This window comes from Intestinimonas butyriciproducens, from assembly GCF_016901775.1.
Taxonomy (GTDB): domain Bacteria; phylum Bacillota; class Clostridia; order Oscillospirales; family Butyricicoccaceae; genus Pseudobutyricicoccus.
In genome coordinates, this window is the sequence record NZ_JACJKW010000007.1 from 53,254 (window position 1) to 67,632 (window position 14,379).

General features: G+C 57.4%; 12 protein-coding genes and 3 tRNA genes. 4 read left to right on the forward strand and 11 right to left on the reverse strand.

Annotation, left to right across the window (positions count from 1 at the left end; genetic code table 11):
* Positions 1 to 59 precede the first annotated feature (59 nt).
* Genes H6A25_RS05020 through H6A25_RS05030 form a run of 3 tightly spaced genes read right to left on the reverse strand, consistent with a single transcriptional unit; the run spans position 60 to position 3,779 of the window.
* Positions 60 to 1,226 carry an ABC transporter permease gene (locus tag H6A25_RS05020; protein WP_204750896.1) on the reverse strand — a complete coding sequence of 389 codons (1,167 nt, stop codon included), beginning with the start codon at positions 1,224 to 1,226 and terminating at the stop codon, positions 60 to 62.
* Complete coding sequence (locus tag H6A25_RS05025) at positions 1,223 to 1,948, reverse strand: ABC transporter ATP-binding protein (protein ID WP_204750897.1); 726 nt, start codon at positions 1,946 to 1,948, stop codon at positions 1,223 to 1,225. The genes H6A25_RS05020 and H6A25_RS05025 overlap by 4 nt, the downstream gene beginning before the upstream one ends.
* Before the next feature lie 4 nt (positions 1,949 to 1,952).
* Positions 1,953 to 3,779, reverse strand: a complete 1,827-nt coding sequence (locus tag H6A25_RS05030) for an HlyD family efflux transporter periplasmic adaptor subunit (protein WP_204750898.1) — start codon at positions 3,777 to 3,779, stop codon at positions 1,953 to 1,955.
* Positions 3,780 to 4,004: 225 nt separating this feature from the next.
* On the opposite strand from H6A25_RS05030, the gene H6A25_RS05035 reads away from it, so the two are divergent.
* Positions 4,005 to 5,369, forward strand: coding sequence for an MATE family efflux transporter (locus H6A25_RS05035; RefSeq protein WP_204750899.1), 1,365 nt, complete (start codon positions 4,005 to 4,007; stop codon positions 5,367 to 5,369).
* A 209-nt stretch (positions 5,370 to 5,578) separates the two neighbouring features.
* On the opposite strand, the gene H6A25_RS05040 is transcribed toward H6A25_RS05035, so the two are convergent.
* From H6A25_RS05040 to brnQ, 3 genes are all read right to left on the reverse strand, one after another.
* Positions 5,579 to 6,706, reverse strand: a complete 1,128-nt coding sequence (locus H6A25_RS05040) for an S-layer homology domain-containing protein (protein ID WP_345941585.1) — start codon at positions 6,704 to 6,706, stop codon at positions 5,579 to 5,581.
* Positions 6,707 to 6,767: 61 nt separating this feature from the next.
* Positions 6,768 to 7,670: a CorA family divalent cation transporter gene (locus tag H6A25_RS05045; protein ID WP_204750901.1), complete on the reverse strand. Its 903-nt coding sequence runs from the start codon at positions 7,668 to 7,670 to the stop codon at positions 6,768 to 6,770.
* Positions 7,671 to 7,683: 13 nt separating this feature from the next.
* On the reverse strand, positions 7,684 to 8,976 hold the full coding sequence (gene brnQ, locus H6A25_RS05050) for a branched-chain amino acid transport system II carrier protein (protein ID WP_204750902.1): 1,293 nt from the start codon (positions 8,974 to 8,976) through the stop codon (positions 7,684 to 7,686).
* Positions 8,977 to 9,370: 394 nt separating this feature from the next.
* Here brnQ and H6A25_RS05055 point away from each other — a divergent pair, with 394 nt between their 5' ends.
* The 3 genes from H6A25_RS05055 to H6A25_RS05065 all read left to right on the forward strand — a co-directional run bounded on the left by H6A25_RS05055 (position 9,371) and on the right by H6A25_RS05065 (position 11,838).
* On the forward strand, positions 9,371 to 9,622 hold the full coding sequence (locus H6A25_RS05055) for an alpha/beta-type small acid-soluble spore protein (protein ID WP_118426485.1): 252 nt from the start codon (positions 9,371 to 9,373) through the stop codon (positions 9,620 to 9,622).
* A 246-nt stretch (positions 9,623 to 9,868) separates the two neighbouring features.
* On the forward strand, positions 9,869 to 11,029 hold the full coding sequence (locus H6A25_RS05060; protein ID WP_204750903.1) for a MalY/PatB family protein: 1,161 nt from the start codon (positions 9,869 to 9,871) through the stop codon (positions 11,027 to 11,029).
* A 365-nt stretch (positions 11,030 to 11,394) separates the two neighbouring features.
* Entirely contained in the window at positions 11,395 to 11,838 is a 444-nt protein-coding gene (locus H6A25_RS05065) for a cupin domain-containing protein (protein ID WP_204750904.1), read from the forward strand.
* Here the strand turns inward: H6A25_RS05065 and H6A25_RS13060 are convergent.
* From H6A25_RS13060 to H6A25_RS05090, 5 genes are all read right to left on the reverse strand, one after another.
* Entirely contained in the window at positions 11,832 to 12,359 is a 528-nt protein-coding gene (locus H6A25_RS13060) for a Rieske 2Fe-2S domain-containing protein (RefSeq protein ID WP_345941583.1), read from the reverse strand. The genes H6A25_RS05065 and H6A25_RS13060 overlap by 7 nt on opposite strands.
* 692 nt (positions 12,360 to 13,051) lie before the next feature.
* Positions 13,052 to 13,127: transfer RNA gene (locus H6A25_RS05075), tRNA-Thr, on the reverse strand.
* A 5-nt stretch (positions 13,128 to 13,132) separates the two neighbouring features.
* Positions 13,133 to 13,209, reverse strand: a tRNA-Asp gene (locus tag H6A25_RS05080).
* A gap of 3 nt (positions 13,210 to 13,212) precedes the next feature.
* Positions 13,213 to 13,288, reverse strand: a tRNA-Trp gene (locus tag H6A25_RS05085).
* A 161-nt stretch (positions 13,289 to 13,449) separates the two neighbouring features.
* Positions 13,450 to 14,298: a pyridoxamine kinase gene (locus H6A25_RS05090; RefSeq protein WP_204750905.1), complete on the reverse strand. Its 849-nt coding sequence runs from the start codon at positions 14,296 to 14,298 to the stop codon at positions 13,450 to 13,452.
* Positions 14,299 to 14,379: the final 81 nt, after the last annotated feature.

Here is a 14,379-nt window from a genome sequence, read left to right on the forward strand (position 1 = left end):
GACAAACAAAGGGGCCAAACCGGCTCCCGCGCGGATTTGGAGCCGCCCCGAAACTTTTGCTATTGGCTGCGCAGCGCATCCACCGGCTGCATTTTGGAGGCCTTGCCCGCCGGATAAAAGCCGAAGAACATCCCCAGCAGCACCGAAAACAAAAAGGCTCCCAATGCCACCGGAAGGGTGGGCAGATCGATGCGCTTGAAGATGGCGGCGGACAAAAGGGCCGAACCCAGACTGCCCACCAGCAGCCCCAGAATGCCGCCGCAGGCACTGATGGTGGCCGCTTCGATGAGGAATTGGGCCACAATGGCCCGGCGGGGTGCGCCGATGGCCATGCGGATGCCAATCTCCCGGGTGCGTTCCGACACCGATACCAGCATGATGTTCATGATGCCGATGCCGCCCACCAACAGGGAAATGCCCGCAATGCCGCCCACCACCAAGGTGAGCGTGCCGTTCATCTGGTTGTCCTGTTCCGCCCATTGGTTGCTGGAATAGACATTGTAGTTGTATTCGGCCTTGGCCTGTTTTTTCAGAAAACCTTCCAGCAAGGGGATGGCAGCCTTGGTGGCCCCCGAGCTGTGGGCTTTGACGGTGTAGCTTTCGATGTTTCCCGAGCCGGTGATGGTCCGCTGCACCGTCTGGGGCAGCAGTACCGCATCGTCCTGGCTCCACTGTTTGCTCTCCGCCCGTTCTTTGTAAAGGCCCACCACCGTGCAGCTGACGCCTCCCACCCGCACCTGTTTGCCGATGGGGTCCTCCAGGCCGAAGAGCTGCTGGCGCACCGCCGAGCCGATGACGCACACCGGCAGCCGGTTATACAAATCGCTGTAAGACAGCTCCCGGCCCTTTTCCAGCTGGTAATTCTGGCACAGGCCAAAGTCCTCGTTGCCGAAATAGATGGTGGTGCTCCAGTTTTTGTTCTTATACCGGCATTTCATGCTCTGGCTGGTGTTGGGGGTCACTCCGGCAATCAGTTTGGGCACCGATTGGCAAAACTCCCGCAGGTCGCGGGAAATGTCCCGTCCCTCATAAAAACTGACGCTGATGGTGTTGGCCCCCAGCTTTTTGTATTCCTCGATGACCTGGCGCTGGGTCCCCTGCATCACCGACACCAGTGCAGTCACCGATCCCACGCCGATGATGATGCCCAGCATGGTGAGAAAGGAACGCATTTTATTTTGCAGAATGGACTTGAGGGCCATGGAAAAAGCCTGGAAAAATTTCATGCCCGACCCACCTCCCGCAGCAAAGATTCCCGCTTGTCCTGGGGAGTGATGGAGTCCTCCACCACCCGGCCATCCATGATGCGCACCACCCGTTTGGCCAGATAAGCCAGGTGCATATCGTGGGTGATGAGCAGAATGGTGGCCCCATCCTCATTGAGGGCGCACAGTTTGCCCATCACCTCGGCCCCGGCCTTGGTGTCCAGGTTGCCCGTAGGCTCATCGGCCATGATGATGGGCGGCCGGGCGGCCATGGCCCGGGCGATGGCCACCCGCTGCTGCTGGCCGCCGGACAGCTCCACCGGCCGGTGATGCACCCGCTTCCCCAGCCCCACTTCCTCCAGGGCGCTGAGGGCCAACTGCCGCCGCTCCGCCGCCTTCATTCCCCGGTAAATCAGGGGCAGCTCCACATTTTCCAGGGCGGTGAGGGCGGGAATCAGGTTGAAGCCTTGGAAAATAAATCCAATATTTTTATTCCGGATGGCCGAAAGCCGCCGGGGCGGGATGAGGGACACATTTTCCCCATCCAGCCAATATTCCCCATAGGTAGGGGTATCCAGGCAGCCCAAAATATTCATCAGCGTGGACTTTCCCGAACCCGACTGGCCTAGAATGGCGGTAAACTCCCCACGGCTGATGGAAAGATTCACATCCCACAAAGCCCGCACTTCGCTTTCCTTATTTTCGTTATAGACTTTGCGGATATTTTCCAGCCGAATGAGCATCCTGTCACCTCCCCCAGGCCAAGGGGGCTGCGGCCCCGAAGGCCATGCCCTCCACATCTTCTTCCTCCTGGGGCTGGGAGGTCATATAGATCTCTTCCCCTTCGGAAAGCCCTTCCAGCACCTGGGTGTTTTTGTTGTCCGCAATGCCGATGGCAATGGTCACCGGCACAAATCCTTTGGGCACGATGTCCTTGGGCACATTCTCTGCCCGGTTGGGGTAGTCCTTTCCCGGCTCCTGACGCACAAAAGCACACACGCCGCCATTCTGGTAGATCACTCCCTGGGATGGGATGAGCAAAGCGTCCTCCACCAGGGTGGTGTCGATCTTATAGCTGACACTCATGTTGGGCAGCAGCTTGCCGTCGTTCTCCAGGGCGATCTTGGCGGGAAAGGTGGCGGCTGTGCTGCCTTCTCCCACTTTGGCTTCCATGGCCACCTCGATCAGCGTGCCGGTGAGGGTGTTTTCGCTCTGGGTACCCTCGCCGGTGGTCACTGTTGCCGGCATCCCCAGGGCGACCTTGGAAATGTCCAGCTCATCAATGCTGGCTTCCACCAGGAAGGAGGAAATGTCGGACACAGCCACCAGGGGCGTGCCTGCGGCGGTGAGGTTGTCCCCCACCTGCACCGACACCGAGGACACCATGCCGCCGATTTCGGTGCGCACTTCCCGGCTGCCCAGGTCGGCTTCCAGCTGGGCGGCCTTCTTGGCTGCCAGGTCATAGGCTTTCTGGGCATTTTCAATGGCGGTGTGCAGCGAGGGGTTTTCCAGCCGCACCAGAACCTGCCCGGCGGCATATTCCCCGTAATCCATCAGGGAAGAGGCGGTCACCTTGCCTTCTCCCTGAAGGGTGATTTCTTCTTCCCGGGCATTTTGCAGCGTGCCGGTTTCGGCGGGCATGATCTCCCCCTGGGCCGTGGGGATGCTGGCGGCGGCCGCGGTACCGGCTGCCAGAGTACCCGGATTCTGGAGGGTGATATTGGCCCGGAAGAGCACCGCCCCATCCTGCACCTTGCGGATATGATCCACCGATTGGACCGTGCCTTCCACCTGGGTCATGCTGTCGGGAAGGGAGACCAGGGCGCCCATCCCCGGGACGATCTGGTTTTCATAGGCATAGCTGTAATAGGCGGCCAGGGTCAAAGTGCGGTCGTCGATGAGTTTGCCCAGGCTCATGCCCTGGGAAACCTGCTGTCCGGATCGCAAAGTGGGAGCGCCCACCAGCTTGCCCTGGAAGGGGGCGGATGTGGTGAGGGAGGAAAGAGCCTGCTGGGCTTCTTTCACCCGGCCCTGGGCGGCGGCCACTTCCTCCTGGGCGCTTTTCAGTTCATCCATCAATTCCGAGGGATCTACGGTAAAGAGCACATCCCCCGGCTGCACCTTGTCCCCTGGCTGGACAAAGACTTCCGTCACTTTTCCCCGGGCCTTGTCGCCGTATTTGGCTTCTTTCAAGGGGCGTACGGTGCCATAGCCTGAAACGCTCTGCACCAGGGAGCCCCGGGAAACAAAACCCGTGGCCAGCTCCTCGTTATTTTCCTTGTGCAAAAGCCGGGGAAAGAGGATGGCAAGCCCCCACACGCCGGCCCCCACCACCGCCAGAATCACCGCCCGGGGAATCCAGCGTGGCAGGCGTTTCTTCTCTTTTCCGGCGAATTTGTTCCGCCGCGGGCCTTTTTCCTCCTGTGCTTTGGGGGATTTGTTTTTGGAAAACAGCCCTTTCTTCTTTTCCGCTCCAGGGGCCGGATCCCCTGTCTGCTCTTGCTGTGCTTTTTTGATTTCCGTTCCTTCCTGGGAAGGAGCCACATTCTGTACAGGCAATTTGTTTTCGCTCATCCCTTTATACCTCCATCTGCTTTCATTTCTTGTGCCGTGTTTCATCCTTTTTCCCGGACTGTATCCTTTAGATGAAGGCCTGTTCCAAAAAGTTCTTACAACTTTCTTAACTTCTATCTGCCCGGCACTTTTTCCCCTTCTCCCCACTCCTAGCCAAGGAAAAAGAAGTATGGTAGAATGAGGGGGAATGAGAAACCGAAAGAGACGAGAAAGTGAGGGTGACGTATGCTGCACATTTTCCGCCAGCCCCGGCAATTTTACCGGGAGCTATTGCATTTGGCTCTGCCCATTGCCTTGCAGAATCTGATCAACTATTCCCTGGCCCTGGCCGACACCATGATGCTGGGAGCGGTGGGGCAAAATGAGATCGCCGGGGCCTCGGTGGTCAATTCCTCCTTTTTTGTCATCATGCTCATGGTCTTTGGCTTTCAAAGCGGGGCCAGCGTGCTCATCAGCCAATATTATGGCAAGGGTGACCACAAAACGGTGAGCCGTGTGATGGGCATCTCCTTCTTTGCCGCCTTCACCCTGGTCACTGCCTTTTCCCTGTTTGCCTTCTGTTTCCCCCAGGTGCTGGTGGGTATTTTTACCAATGACCCGGTGGCCGCGGAACTGGGCATCCGGTATATGCGCATTGTGGCCTGGGCCTATCCCATCAACATCTTCACCCAGGTTTATGTGGGAGCCCAGCGCAGCATGGGCAATGCCAAACTGGGGCTTTACATCTATTCTTCTGCCATGGTCATCAATACCTTTTTGAACTATGTGCTCATCTTCGGCAAATTCGGCGCGCCCAAGCTGGGGATGGAGGGGGCCGCCATCGCCACTGTCACCGCCAGGTGTGTGGAATTGCTTTTCACCCTGATCTATTGCGCCCGCTGCCGTCATTTCCGTCTGGACCTTTCCTGCGCCATGCGCCCGGGCAAAACACTCACCCGGGATTTCGTCCACTACGCCACCCCGGTGGTGGTCAATGAAACCCTGTGGGGCCTGGGCACCTCCCTGCTCCCCGCCATTTATGGACGGATGGGCACCGATGTGCTGGCCGCCGTCACCATTTCCCGAAATGTGGAAAATATCGCCAATGTCTTTGCCTTCGGCGTGGCCGGAGCCGCGGCCGTACTCATCGGCCGGGAACTGGGCGCCGGAAAAACCGATGGGGTCTATTCCATGGGCAAGACCCTTCTGGCGGTGGCGTTGTGCAGCGGCTTTGCCGCCTGCGCTCTGCTGCTGATCGCCTCCCAGGTGGTGACTCCCTTCTTCAACATTCCGGAAAGCACCAAGGAAATCGCCGCGGCCATCATTGGCTTCTATGCCCTGCGGGCCATTCTCATGCAGTTCAACACCACCTGTGTGGTGGGCGTGCTTCGGGGCGGCGGCGATACCCGGGCAGCTATGTATATCGACATTGGCCCGCTGTGGGTCTGGTGTCTCCCGGCCACCGCTCTTCTGGCTCTGGTGTTCCATCTCCCCATCATCCTGGTGCTTCTGCCCTGCCTGGTGGAGGATGCCGTCAAAATGACCTGGGGCCTGCTCCGTTTCCGTTCCCGCACCTGGGTGCGCAACATCACCCGTTCTGCGGCAGCGTGACGGGCAACAGAACCAAGGCCCGTTGTGTTCCTCCGGGCAAAGAAAGTTCGGCTGTCCGGCCACCGGACCGCTGCCGCGCCGGGCAACAGAACCAAGGCCGCCTTTCCTTGCCGGGCGGAGAAGCACTCCGTCCATCCGCTGTCTGCACATCATAAAAAATCCCCGGCGCCGTCTGCGCCGGGGATTTTTGTCTTTTTTTATCCATTTTTTTACGAAGGCACATTCTGCCGGGCCTGGTCATACTGGGCCTGGGTGACAGCGCCGGTGGCAATCAGCTTGCTCACCAAAGTCATATCAGAGTTTTTCAAAGCGGCGGACAGGCTGCGCCACAGCACAAAAGCGGCCTGATCCCGGCGGAAAATTCCTCGCTGGATGGTTTCCATTTCGCTTTGGGTCAGAATGCCGGTCTGCACCATCATCACCCGGTCGGTGCTGTTCCACACAAAATCTCCCAGCTTATCGCTGTACCCCAGTGCCCGGAGCACATAGGTATACATGGTGGCGGCGTTGCAGGGCTGATTGGGGGCAAACTCTGCGGCCGACACCCCATTGGTATATCCCATATGCACCGCGTAGGCCACATACCGATTGGCATCCTGCCAGCCGGTGATATCGGTAAAGGGATGGCTTCCCTCATAGGAAAGAGCGGCCTGCTCCTCACCCAGCAGCCGGATGAGCATGATCAGACACTCCAGCCGGGTGGGTTCCCGCTCCAGTTCAAAGCCCACATCGGTACCCTTGAACAGCCCCATCACGCTGAGGCCCTGGGCATAGGCCAGATACTGGATCTGATAACCATCCACTGCATCCTGAGAAGCGATGGCTCCATCCAGCAGCTGCACCCGGGCACTCTCCGATGTAATGCGGATGCCGCTTTGGTCATTTTGCGGGATCATATAATAGATGTTCCGGGCGATCTCCCAGCCTCCGGGCCGGGTGCCGCCGGCGGTGACATTCACCACTTCGGTGCCGGTGACTTCCGCCGTGCCTTCCCGCAGGACAAATCCGGCCCCCAAGGGCCCTGTCACCGTGTCTCCTTTTTCCAGCATCACCGTCCGGCCCTGTTCTCCCACCTGGGCCAGCACGCCGTTGAGCAGCGGCTCCATGGCCTGGGAAAGCAACGCATCTTCGGTCTCCTGGGTCTTTTCTTCCAGATAGGCATTGGCGCCTTGCTCCAGGCTGGCCGCCTTCTGCTGCGCCTTTTCCGAAACGGTGTCCAGATATTCCTTCCGCAGCACAGACAGCGTCACAAGGCTCTCCCCGCCCCCGGCGGCCAGCACCGCTGCCGAAAGCAAAAAGGCCAGAACCAACGCTGTGCCACGGCGTATCCATTTCATCAAAAAAAGGTCCCCCTTTTCCCATCGATACATCGATTATACCGGAAAAGGGGGAGCAAAGTCAAAAAAACTTTTTCTTTTTGAAAAAAAGCACTTCCAGAATCACAAGGGCTCCGGCCACCACAATCAGGGCCAGATAGCCATAGCGCCACTGGAGTTCAGGCATTCGGGCAAAATTCATCCCGTACCAGCCGGTGAGCAGCGTAAGGGGAAGAAACAGCGTGGTGACCACGGTGAGCAGCCCCATCACCCGGTTTTGCCGGGCATCCTGAAGAGCCTGAAACAATTCCCGCAGCTGCAGCAGGTCTTCCCGCAGCAGTCCCACATGGTCCTGAAGCCGCTGGGCGTGGGCGATGAATTTTTCCCACAATTCCTCCTCGCCGCCTTCCTGGAATTGCTCTGCCGCAGCGGTGAGCTGGGTATAATAGGCCCCCAGCCGGGACAGCTTGCGCCGGTACCGGGCCAGAGCCCGAAGAAAGGTATTGGGATCGGCCTTTTCCATGGCTCCTTCCAGCTCCTCCAGCTTTTCCTCCAACCGGGACAGGCGCAGCAGATCCTCTCCCATCAGCCCTTCCAGCAATTCCCGCAGCAGATGTTCCGGGCTTTGCAGCTGGTGCAGCCCAGGCAGGCGGCCTTCCACCCACCCTTTCACATCCCCCTCTTCCCCAATGAGCACCAGTCTGTCCGGAAGAAGGCAGAACCCCATCTCCAAACGGAAAGCGCCGGCCTTCTCCATCTCCGGCACCCGCAGCACCCCGGTCAGGCAATCGCCTGTCCATTGGGCCTTGCAGCAGCGGCTGGGGCCCCGGCCGCCCAGGGGTTCCTCCCCTTTCAGGTAGTCCCCTCGTTTTTGTTTCCACTCTTCCCGATCCATAAGCAGCAGAAAAGGGGAAGGTTCCCCCTTCCCCTCAGACCGCCGGAGTCTCCGGCGGCCTTCCTCTTCCACTTTCACATAACAATCCATTTTCTTTGAGCTCCTATTCCCCGGCCGCTTCCTGGCGTTTTACCCCTCGGCCCTTGCCCAGCAGAGCGCCCAGCAGTCCGCAAATGACAGCCGGCAGCACCCAGCCGAATCCCAGGGAAGACAGCGGCAGCTTCATGATGAACCCCAGGGAGGGGATGTAGCCGGACAGCACCTCCAGAAGGCTGATGACAAAGGCCCCGGCGGTGGCAAACTGGAAGACCCAGTCGTTTCCGATCTTCTTGTCGAAAAAGCTGAGGATCACCAGGGTAAGCACAGCGGGATAAACCACCGTCAGAATGGGGCTGGAGAAGCTGACAATGGTATCGATGCCGAAATTGGACACCACGGCGCTGAACACGCAGATGATGGTGACAAAGGCGGTATAGCTCACCTTGCCCCGGGTCAGACCGGAGAAATAGCTGGCCGCCGCCGATGTCAGGCCGATGGCGGTGGTCAGGCAGGCCAGGGCCACCACAATGGCCAGCAGAATCAGGCCCCCATGACCCATGGTGGTTTCCATGATGCGGATGAGCAGAGCGGTCTGGCTAATGCTTTGCTCATAGACTCCGGAGCCGGTGGCCCCCAGATAAGCCAGGCCGCCATAGACGATGGCCAGGCCCACAGCAGCCACGATACCGGAAAACACCGTGACCCGAAAAGCACTTTTCCCTTCATAGTTCCGCTCTTTCAAAGTGGCTGTGATCAGTACTGTAAAAATGATGGCGCCGAACATATCCATGGTCTGGTATCCGGCTTTCAGTCCTTCGGCAAAGACTCCCGCAGCGCCGGTATCCACCACCGTTCCCACGGGATTGGTAATGCCCCGGACGATCATCACCAGAAGAGCGATGTACAAAGCAGGAGTGAGGAATTTGCCGATGATATCGATGACCTTGGAGGGCCGGACGGTGAGAAGGAACACCAAAGCGAAAAACACCAGAGCAAAAGGTACCCGGGCATCGGTATTCAGCAGCGGGGCCACGCCCAGCTCAAAGGTGCTGGCAGCGGTACGGGGAATGGCCATCAAGGGCCCCAGGCACAGAAAGACGCTGACTCCCAGCAAAGTGGAAGCCCAGGAACCCACCCGGCGGGTGATACCCTCCAAAGAGCCGGTGCCCCGGATCATAGCCAGGATGGTGAGAAGGGCCAGGCCCGCATCGGCAAAGGTAAAGCTCAAAAAGCCCATGGCCCATTGGGAACCGGTCTGAAGGCCCAGTTTGGGAGGGAAGATCATGTTACCCGCACCAAAAAACATGGCGAAGAGGGCAAAACCAATGACCAGAATGTCCTTTTGCTGCTTTTTCACGCTAAAACTCCTCTCTGTGGGGGCACTCCCGCTTCATGAAAAATCCGGCCCTGGGGAAAGGACACCTGGGCCGGATCGGAAAAGATCCTGTGAACATTTTAACACTTTTTCCCGGTTTGCCGCAACAGCGGAATCCGATGTTATATCATATTTCCGTATAACTTCCTGAAACCTTTGTGCACATTGCCTGTTTCCCATCATCAAACTGCACAGAATCCCTTTCCCTTTTCTGAACGGAGCCGCCTATATATCCTCTGTTTTGGCTCTGCTCTTCCCTTCCGTTCTCCATGGAGCGTATGGTATTTTTTTCTTTTCATATTTTTTGCTCTTTCTCGCAAACTATGCCTGTAACCCCAAGCGAAAAACATTTTCAAATAAAAAGGAGAGTTTTATTATGTCTAGCAATTCCAACATGAATTCCGCCGCCAAGGACGCTCTGTATAACTTCAAGATGGAAGCCGCCAAAGAAGTGGGCGTCAACCTGAAGCAGGGCTACAACGGTGACCTGACTTCCCGCCAGGCCGGCAGCGTGGGCGGCCAGATGGTCAAGAAGATGATCATGCACGCCGAAAACACCCTGGCCAGCAACCCCTCCTCTGTGATGAACACCCAGGTTCCCACCAGCCAGAACCCCCAGCAGTACTAATCCAGATCCTGGATCGGTACGCATTTGGCAAGTCTGAGTGAAAAAGAATCCCCGGCGCCCTCCGGCGCCGGGGATTCTTTTTGAAAAAAAACATATCGTGTGAATTTTCTTCTTTCTGTCCTCACCGGCCTTCCGCTCCCTGTCCCCGCTCCCCGTCAATCCGGGCGGCATCCCTTGACCGCCTTGCGCAAAAAAGTAGGGAGTGATATGATAAAGATACTATCTTACATAAAAGGAGCGATGGGAATGGAAGAGATCAAATATGTGGACCGGGTCGGCACCGACTGCAACAAATGGGACAACATGGCCGAACGCTTCGGGGACAATGACCTGATGGCCCTGTGGGTGGCCGACATGGACTTTATGGTTCCTGAGTGTGTGCGGAAAGCCGCCCGGGAATATGCCGATTTCGGCATTTACGGCTATTACAAAGTGCCCGACGCCTATTATCAGAATTTTATCGATTGGGAAGAGAAATACCATCACTGCCATATTGAAAAACAATGGCTTCGGTTTTCCCCTGGCGTGGTCTCCCCCATTAACTGGTATGTGAACATGAAAACCCAGCCCGGTGATGGCGTCATCGTGCTCACGCCGGTATACTATCCCTTCCTGGACGCCATCCGGGACAACGGCCGCCAGCTGATCTCCTGCGACCTTGTGCGGAAAGATAAGGTTTATCACATCGATTATGCCGATTTTGAAAAGAAGATCGTGGACAACAAGGTAAAGCTCTTCATCCTCTCTTCTCCCCACAACCCGGTGGGCCGGGTGTGGAAAAAGGAAGAGCTGGAGCAGCTGCTGGCCATCTGCCGCAAACACCAGGTGTTCGTGGTGGCCGATGAGATCCATCACGACCTGATCATGCCCGGTTATGAACACACCGAGATCCTCAACATCCCCGGCTATACCGACATGATGGTGGTGCTCACCGCCGGTTCCAAAACCTTCAATCTGGCCGGATGCAAAAACTCCTTCGTCATCCTCCCCGATGAAAAACTCCGCCAGGAATACGATGATTTCCTGAACACGCTGCGCATCCGGGGCGGCAATGCCTTCGGTTATGTGGCGGTGGCTGCGGCCTTTGGCGGCGGGCGTCCCTGGCTGGACAGCGTCATTGATATCATCCACAAAAACGCTCAGTATGTGGAAGAAACCCTGGCAGAAAAGCTGCCTGATGCAGTGGTCTCCCCTCTGGAAGGCACCTATCTTCAGTGGGTGGATCTGGGAGCTTATGTCAAGCCCGATGAAACCCAGGAGCTGATTCAGAACAAATGCCGTCTGGCCGTGGATTACGGCGAGTGGTTCGGCGGCGAGCGTTTTGGCTCCTTCATCCGTCTGAACCTGGCCACCTCTCCCGAAAACATCAAGGAAGCTGTCAGCCGGATTGTCAACAACATCGGCTGATTTTTCCCTTCTGAAAAAGCAAAACACAATATGCACACAGCCCCCAGGCGGTACAAACCGTCTGGGGGCTCAGACTGTCGAAAAACCACTATAGCGAAAAGAAACCGTTCGCCCTACCCTTAATCAATTTGCAAAAAGCCGCGACCTGTGCGTGGCTTTTTGCACCTCTCAAGGGGCAAGTGTGCGCCAAAGGCGTGCATGCGGCCCCTTGCAAAAACTCGAAAAAGTGGCCTAAGCCACTTTTTCGACACACACAGCCCCCAGGCGGTACAAACCGTCTGGGGGCTGTGTGCTCTATCAGGCCATACACTTTTGGGGGAAAGACGCATAAAATGGGGTATCCATCACAAAAAGGAGTCGATTCCATGAATCCTCACCACTTTTACTCAGCCTACAACCATTCATCCAGCCCAGACCACGGACCAGGAGCCTTTGCCGCCAACATCACGGCGGCCGCAGGGCAAAACCGGAATTTCCGCACCACTTTCTGGACGGGGGATTCTTTGCAGATGACCCTGATGCACATTTCTCCTCAAGGCGAAGTGGGGCTGGAGACCCATCCGGACACCGATCAATTCATCCGTGTGGAGCAGGGACGGGCTCTGGTGTGCCTGGGAGACCGGCCGGAAAACCTGAGCGTACACCGGTATCTGACCCGAAACTGCGGCATTTTTATCCCAGCAGGGCTGTGGCACAACATTCTCAATGCAGGCCCCTGTCCTTTGAAGCTGTCCTCCATCTATGCGCCGCCTCATCATCCCCGGGGCACGGTCCATGGCACCCCGGCCGATGCAGCCCGGGATCATTGATCCTGGGAACCGGTTCCGTCCAGCGTGATGTCCTCCTGGGCCGGCCCGGAAATCAGCCGCCCATACCGGTCAAACCGGGAACCATGACAGGGGCAATCCCAGCTTTGTTCATCCGGATTCCATTCCAGCTGGCATCCCAGGTGGGGACAACGCACATCCACCTTGTGAACAGAGCCGTCCTTATCCTTGTAGATTCCCACTTTTTCCCCTTCCCACAGCACAATCCCTCCTTCTCCCGGGGGGATTTGCTCGGCCGCCTGGCTGGGCATTTGGAAAAAGCGTTTGGCCAGGCCTTTGACCGCTTTGCCGCCATCGGCTGCCATCCCCGGAATTGCTGCCGCTTCCAGCCGGTCCGGGGCAAAAACCTTGGCATAAGGGTTATCTTTTCCACCGATCAGATCCCGGAGAATGGTGGCGGAGACCATCGAGGTGGTCATCCCCCATTTCTGAAAACCGGTAGCCACATACCAGTCGGGACGGCTGGCGGCATACCGGCCGATATAGGGCACACCGTCCGGCACCCCGCCTCCTGCAGCAGAAAGGCGGTCAAAATCCCCGCCATGCCTCCGCCGATCACGGCGGCTTCCACCTCCAGATCCCCCTGCAAAGGCTGACGCGGGGGGATCTTACAGCTTTGAGACCAAATGGATTCCATCTTCTTCCTCCCTGTTCAGAGTGATCGGAAAGCTGGCACACGGCTGCTTTCTGTTATCCTTTATTCTTCACAGAAGGAACCTTCCTTAAACGCCAAACCTGCGGTTTTGCACAAACCGGCAGCTGGGGAAACAGCAAAAGACCCAGGCCTTTTGAGCGTTTCGAGAAAGTGGATTCAGACCACTTTCTCGAGTTTTGCAAGGGTCTGCGTGCAGCCGATAGACCACTTTCAGCGGCCTATCGGCCACACTGGCCCCTTGAGAAGTGTAAAAACCGACGCACAGGTCGCCGGTTTTTACCCATTGATATGGGAAAGGACAAACATTTCCCCAGCCGAATAAATTTTCCACAGTCTGAAACCGGCAGCTGGGAAAACAGCAAAAGACCCAGATCTTTCGACCTGGGTCTTTGTGGAGCGGCCCGGCAGATTCGAACTGCCGGGTGCGCCTTCCTGGAAGGCGTACCCTTTTCTTATTTTAAAGCGCAAAACCTACGGTTTTGCACAGGTCGGCAGTTCGGAAAACAGCAAAAGGCCCAGGTCTTTCGACCTGGGCCTTTGTGGAGCTGTTGAGCAGATTCGAACTGCCGACCTCGTCATTACCAATGACGTGCTCTGCCAACTGAGCTACAACAGCATATCTGGCGACCGTGAACGGGCTCGAACCGTCGACCTCTAGCGTGACAGGCTAGCGTTCTAACCAACTGAACTACACGGCCGTATGGCAGGGGCAGAAGGACTTGAACCCTCGGCACGTGGTTTTGGAGACCACTGCTCTACCAGCTGAGCTATACCCCTTTATCACTCAGCGCCTTCACCGTGGTTTCCTTCACCGTTACGACGCTCCCATAGTATAACGCCCTTTGCCCTGTTTGTAAAGGGGTTTTTTGAAATTTTTTTATTTTTTTTGAAAAAACTTTTCCCGGCGGAGAAATCCCCTCCGCCGGGATGCCTTTTCTCTACCGGAGTTTCTCCCATAAAATAGGGAGCATCTCCTCCAGCAGCACACCGTTGAGAGGGGGCGTGCCCGCCTTGTGGGTGTGCTCCACACACTGGTAGACAAAGTCCACCGCCATCTGCACGCCCTCATCCAGCCGATCCCTTCCCCGGCGCAGCAATGTCACCAGCAGCACCGAAGCAAACAGATCCCCCGTGCCCGGGAAATAGGCGTCCACCCGGGGACAGTCGGCCAGGCCCTGCTGGCCATCCCGGGTGAGGTACTGGGCGCCGGTGCGGCCTTCTCCGGTTTCCACTCCGGTGATCACCGCCGCCTGACATCCCATCTCCAAAAGCCCTTCCAGATACCGCTCCACCGGATGCTCTTCCCTCTTCCAGGCATCCGGCTCCTTGCCCAGCAGCATGGCGGCCTCGGTCAGGTTGGGGGTGACGATGTGGGCATGGGCGCAATAGTCCCGCATCTGCCGGGCAAACTCCGCCCCGAAGGCACCGGAATAGGCTTTGCCGTTGTCCCCCATCACCGGGTCCACCAAAAACAAACAGCCGGGGCGGGCGTTTGTTTCCAGCAGCCGCAGCATCTGCTCCCCCTGGCTCACATGGCTCATATAGCCGCTGTACAATGCGTCAAAATCACAGCCCAGGCGCTGCCAGCTGTCTATATATCCCGGCAGATCCTCTGTGAGATCCCGCACCGTCACCTGGGGATAGGCGGTGTGGGCCGAAAGCACCGACCCCACCACCGGACAGCACTGCACCCCCGCTGCCGAAGAAACGGCAATGGCCGTGGTCATGGACCCCCGTCCAAAACCGGAAATATCGTGAAGCGCCGCCAGGCGCAAATGTTCTCCCATGCAAAAACCTCCCATATCTCTTTCAGCTTGTACTATTTTAGCACAAAGGCCCATAGGATGGATAGGAGCACACCGAAAAAA

What these genes read in the sequence shown, in the direction of transcription:
- H6A25_RS05020 (WP_204750896.1), bottom strand. Translation starts at nt 1,226, where the DNA reads ATGAAATTTTTCCAGGCTTTTTCCATGGCCCTCAAGTCCATTCTGCAA.
- H6A25_RS05025 (WP_204750897.1), bottom strand. Translation starts at nt 1,948, where the DNA reads ATGCTCATTCGGCTGGAAAATATCCGCAAAGTCTATAACGAAAATAAG.
- H6A25_RS05030 (WP_204750898.1), bottom strand. Translation starts at nt 3,779, where the DNA reads ATGAGCGAAAACAAATTGCCTGTACAGAATGTGGCTCCTTCCCAGGAA.
- H6A25_RS05035 (WP_204750899.1), top strand. Translation starts at nt 4,005, where the DNA reads ATGCTGCACATTTTCCGCCAGCCCCGGCAATTTTACCGGGAGCTATTG.
- H6A25_RS05040 (WP_345941585.1), bottom strand. Translation starts at nt 6,706, where the DNA reads ATGAAATGGATACGCCGTGGCACAGCGTTGGTTCTGGCCTTTTTGCTT.
- H6A25_RS05045 (WP_204750901.1), bottom strand. Translation starts at nt 7,670, where the DNA reads ATGGATTGTTATGTGAAAGTGGAAGAGGAAGGCCGCCGGAGACTCCGG.
- H6A25_RS05055 (WP_118426485.1), top strand. Translation starts at nt 9,371, where the DNA reads ATGTCTAGCAATTCCAACATGAATTCCGCCGCCAAGGACGCTCTGTAT.
- H6A25_RS05060 (WP_204750903.1), top strand. Translation starts at nt 9,869, where the DNA reads ATGGAAGAGATCAAATATGTGGACCGGGTCGGCACCGACTGCAACAAA.
- H6A25_RS05065 (WP_204750904.1), top strand. Translation starts at nt 11,395, where the DNA reads ATGAATCCTCACCACTTTTACTCAGCCTACAACCATTCATCCAGCCCA.
- H6A25_RS05090 (WP_204750905.1), bottom strand. Translation starts at nt 14,298, where the DNA reads ATGGGAGAACATTTGCGCCTGGCGGCGCTTCACGATATTTCCGGTTTT.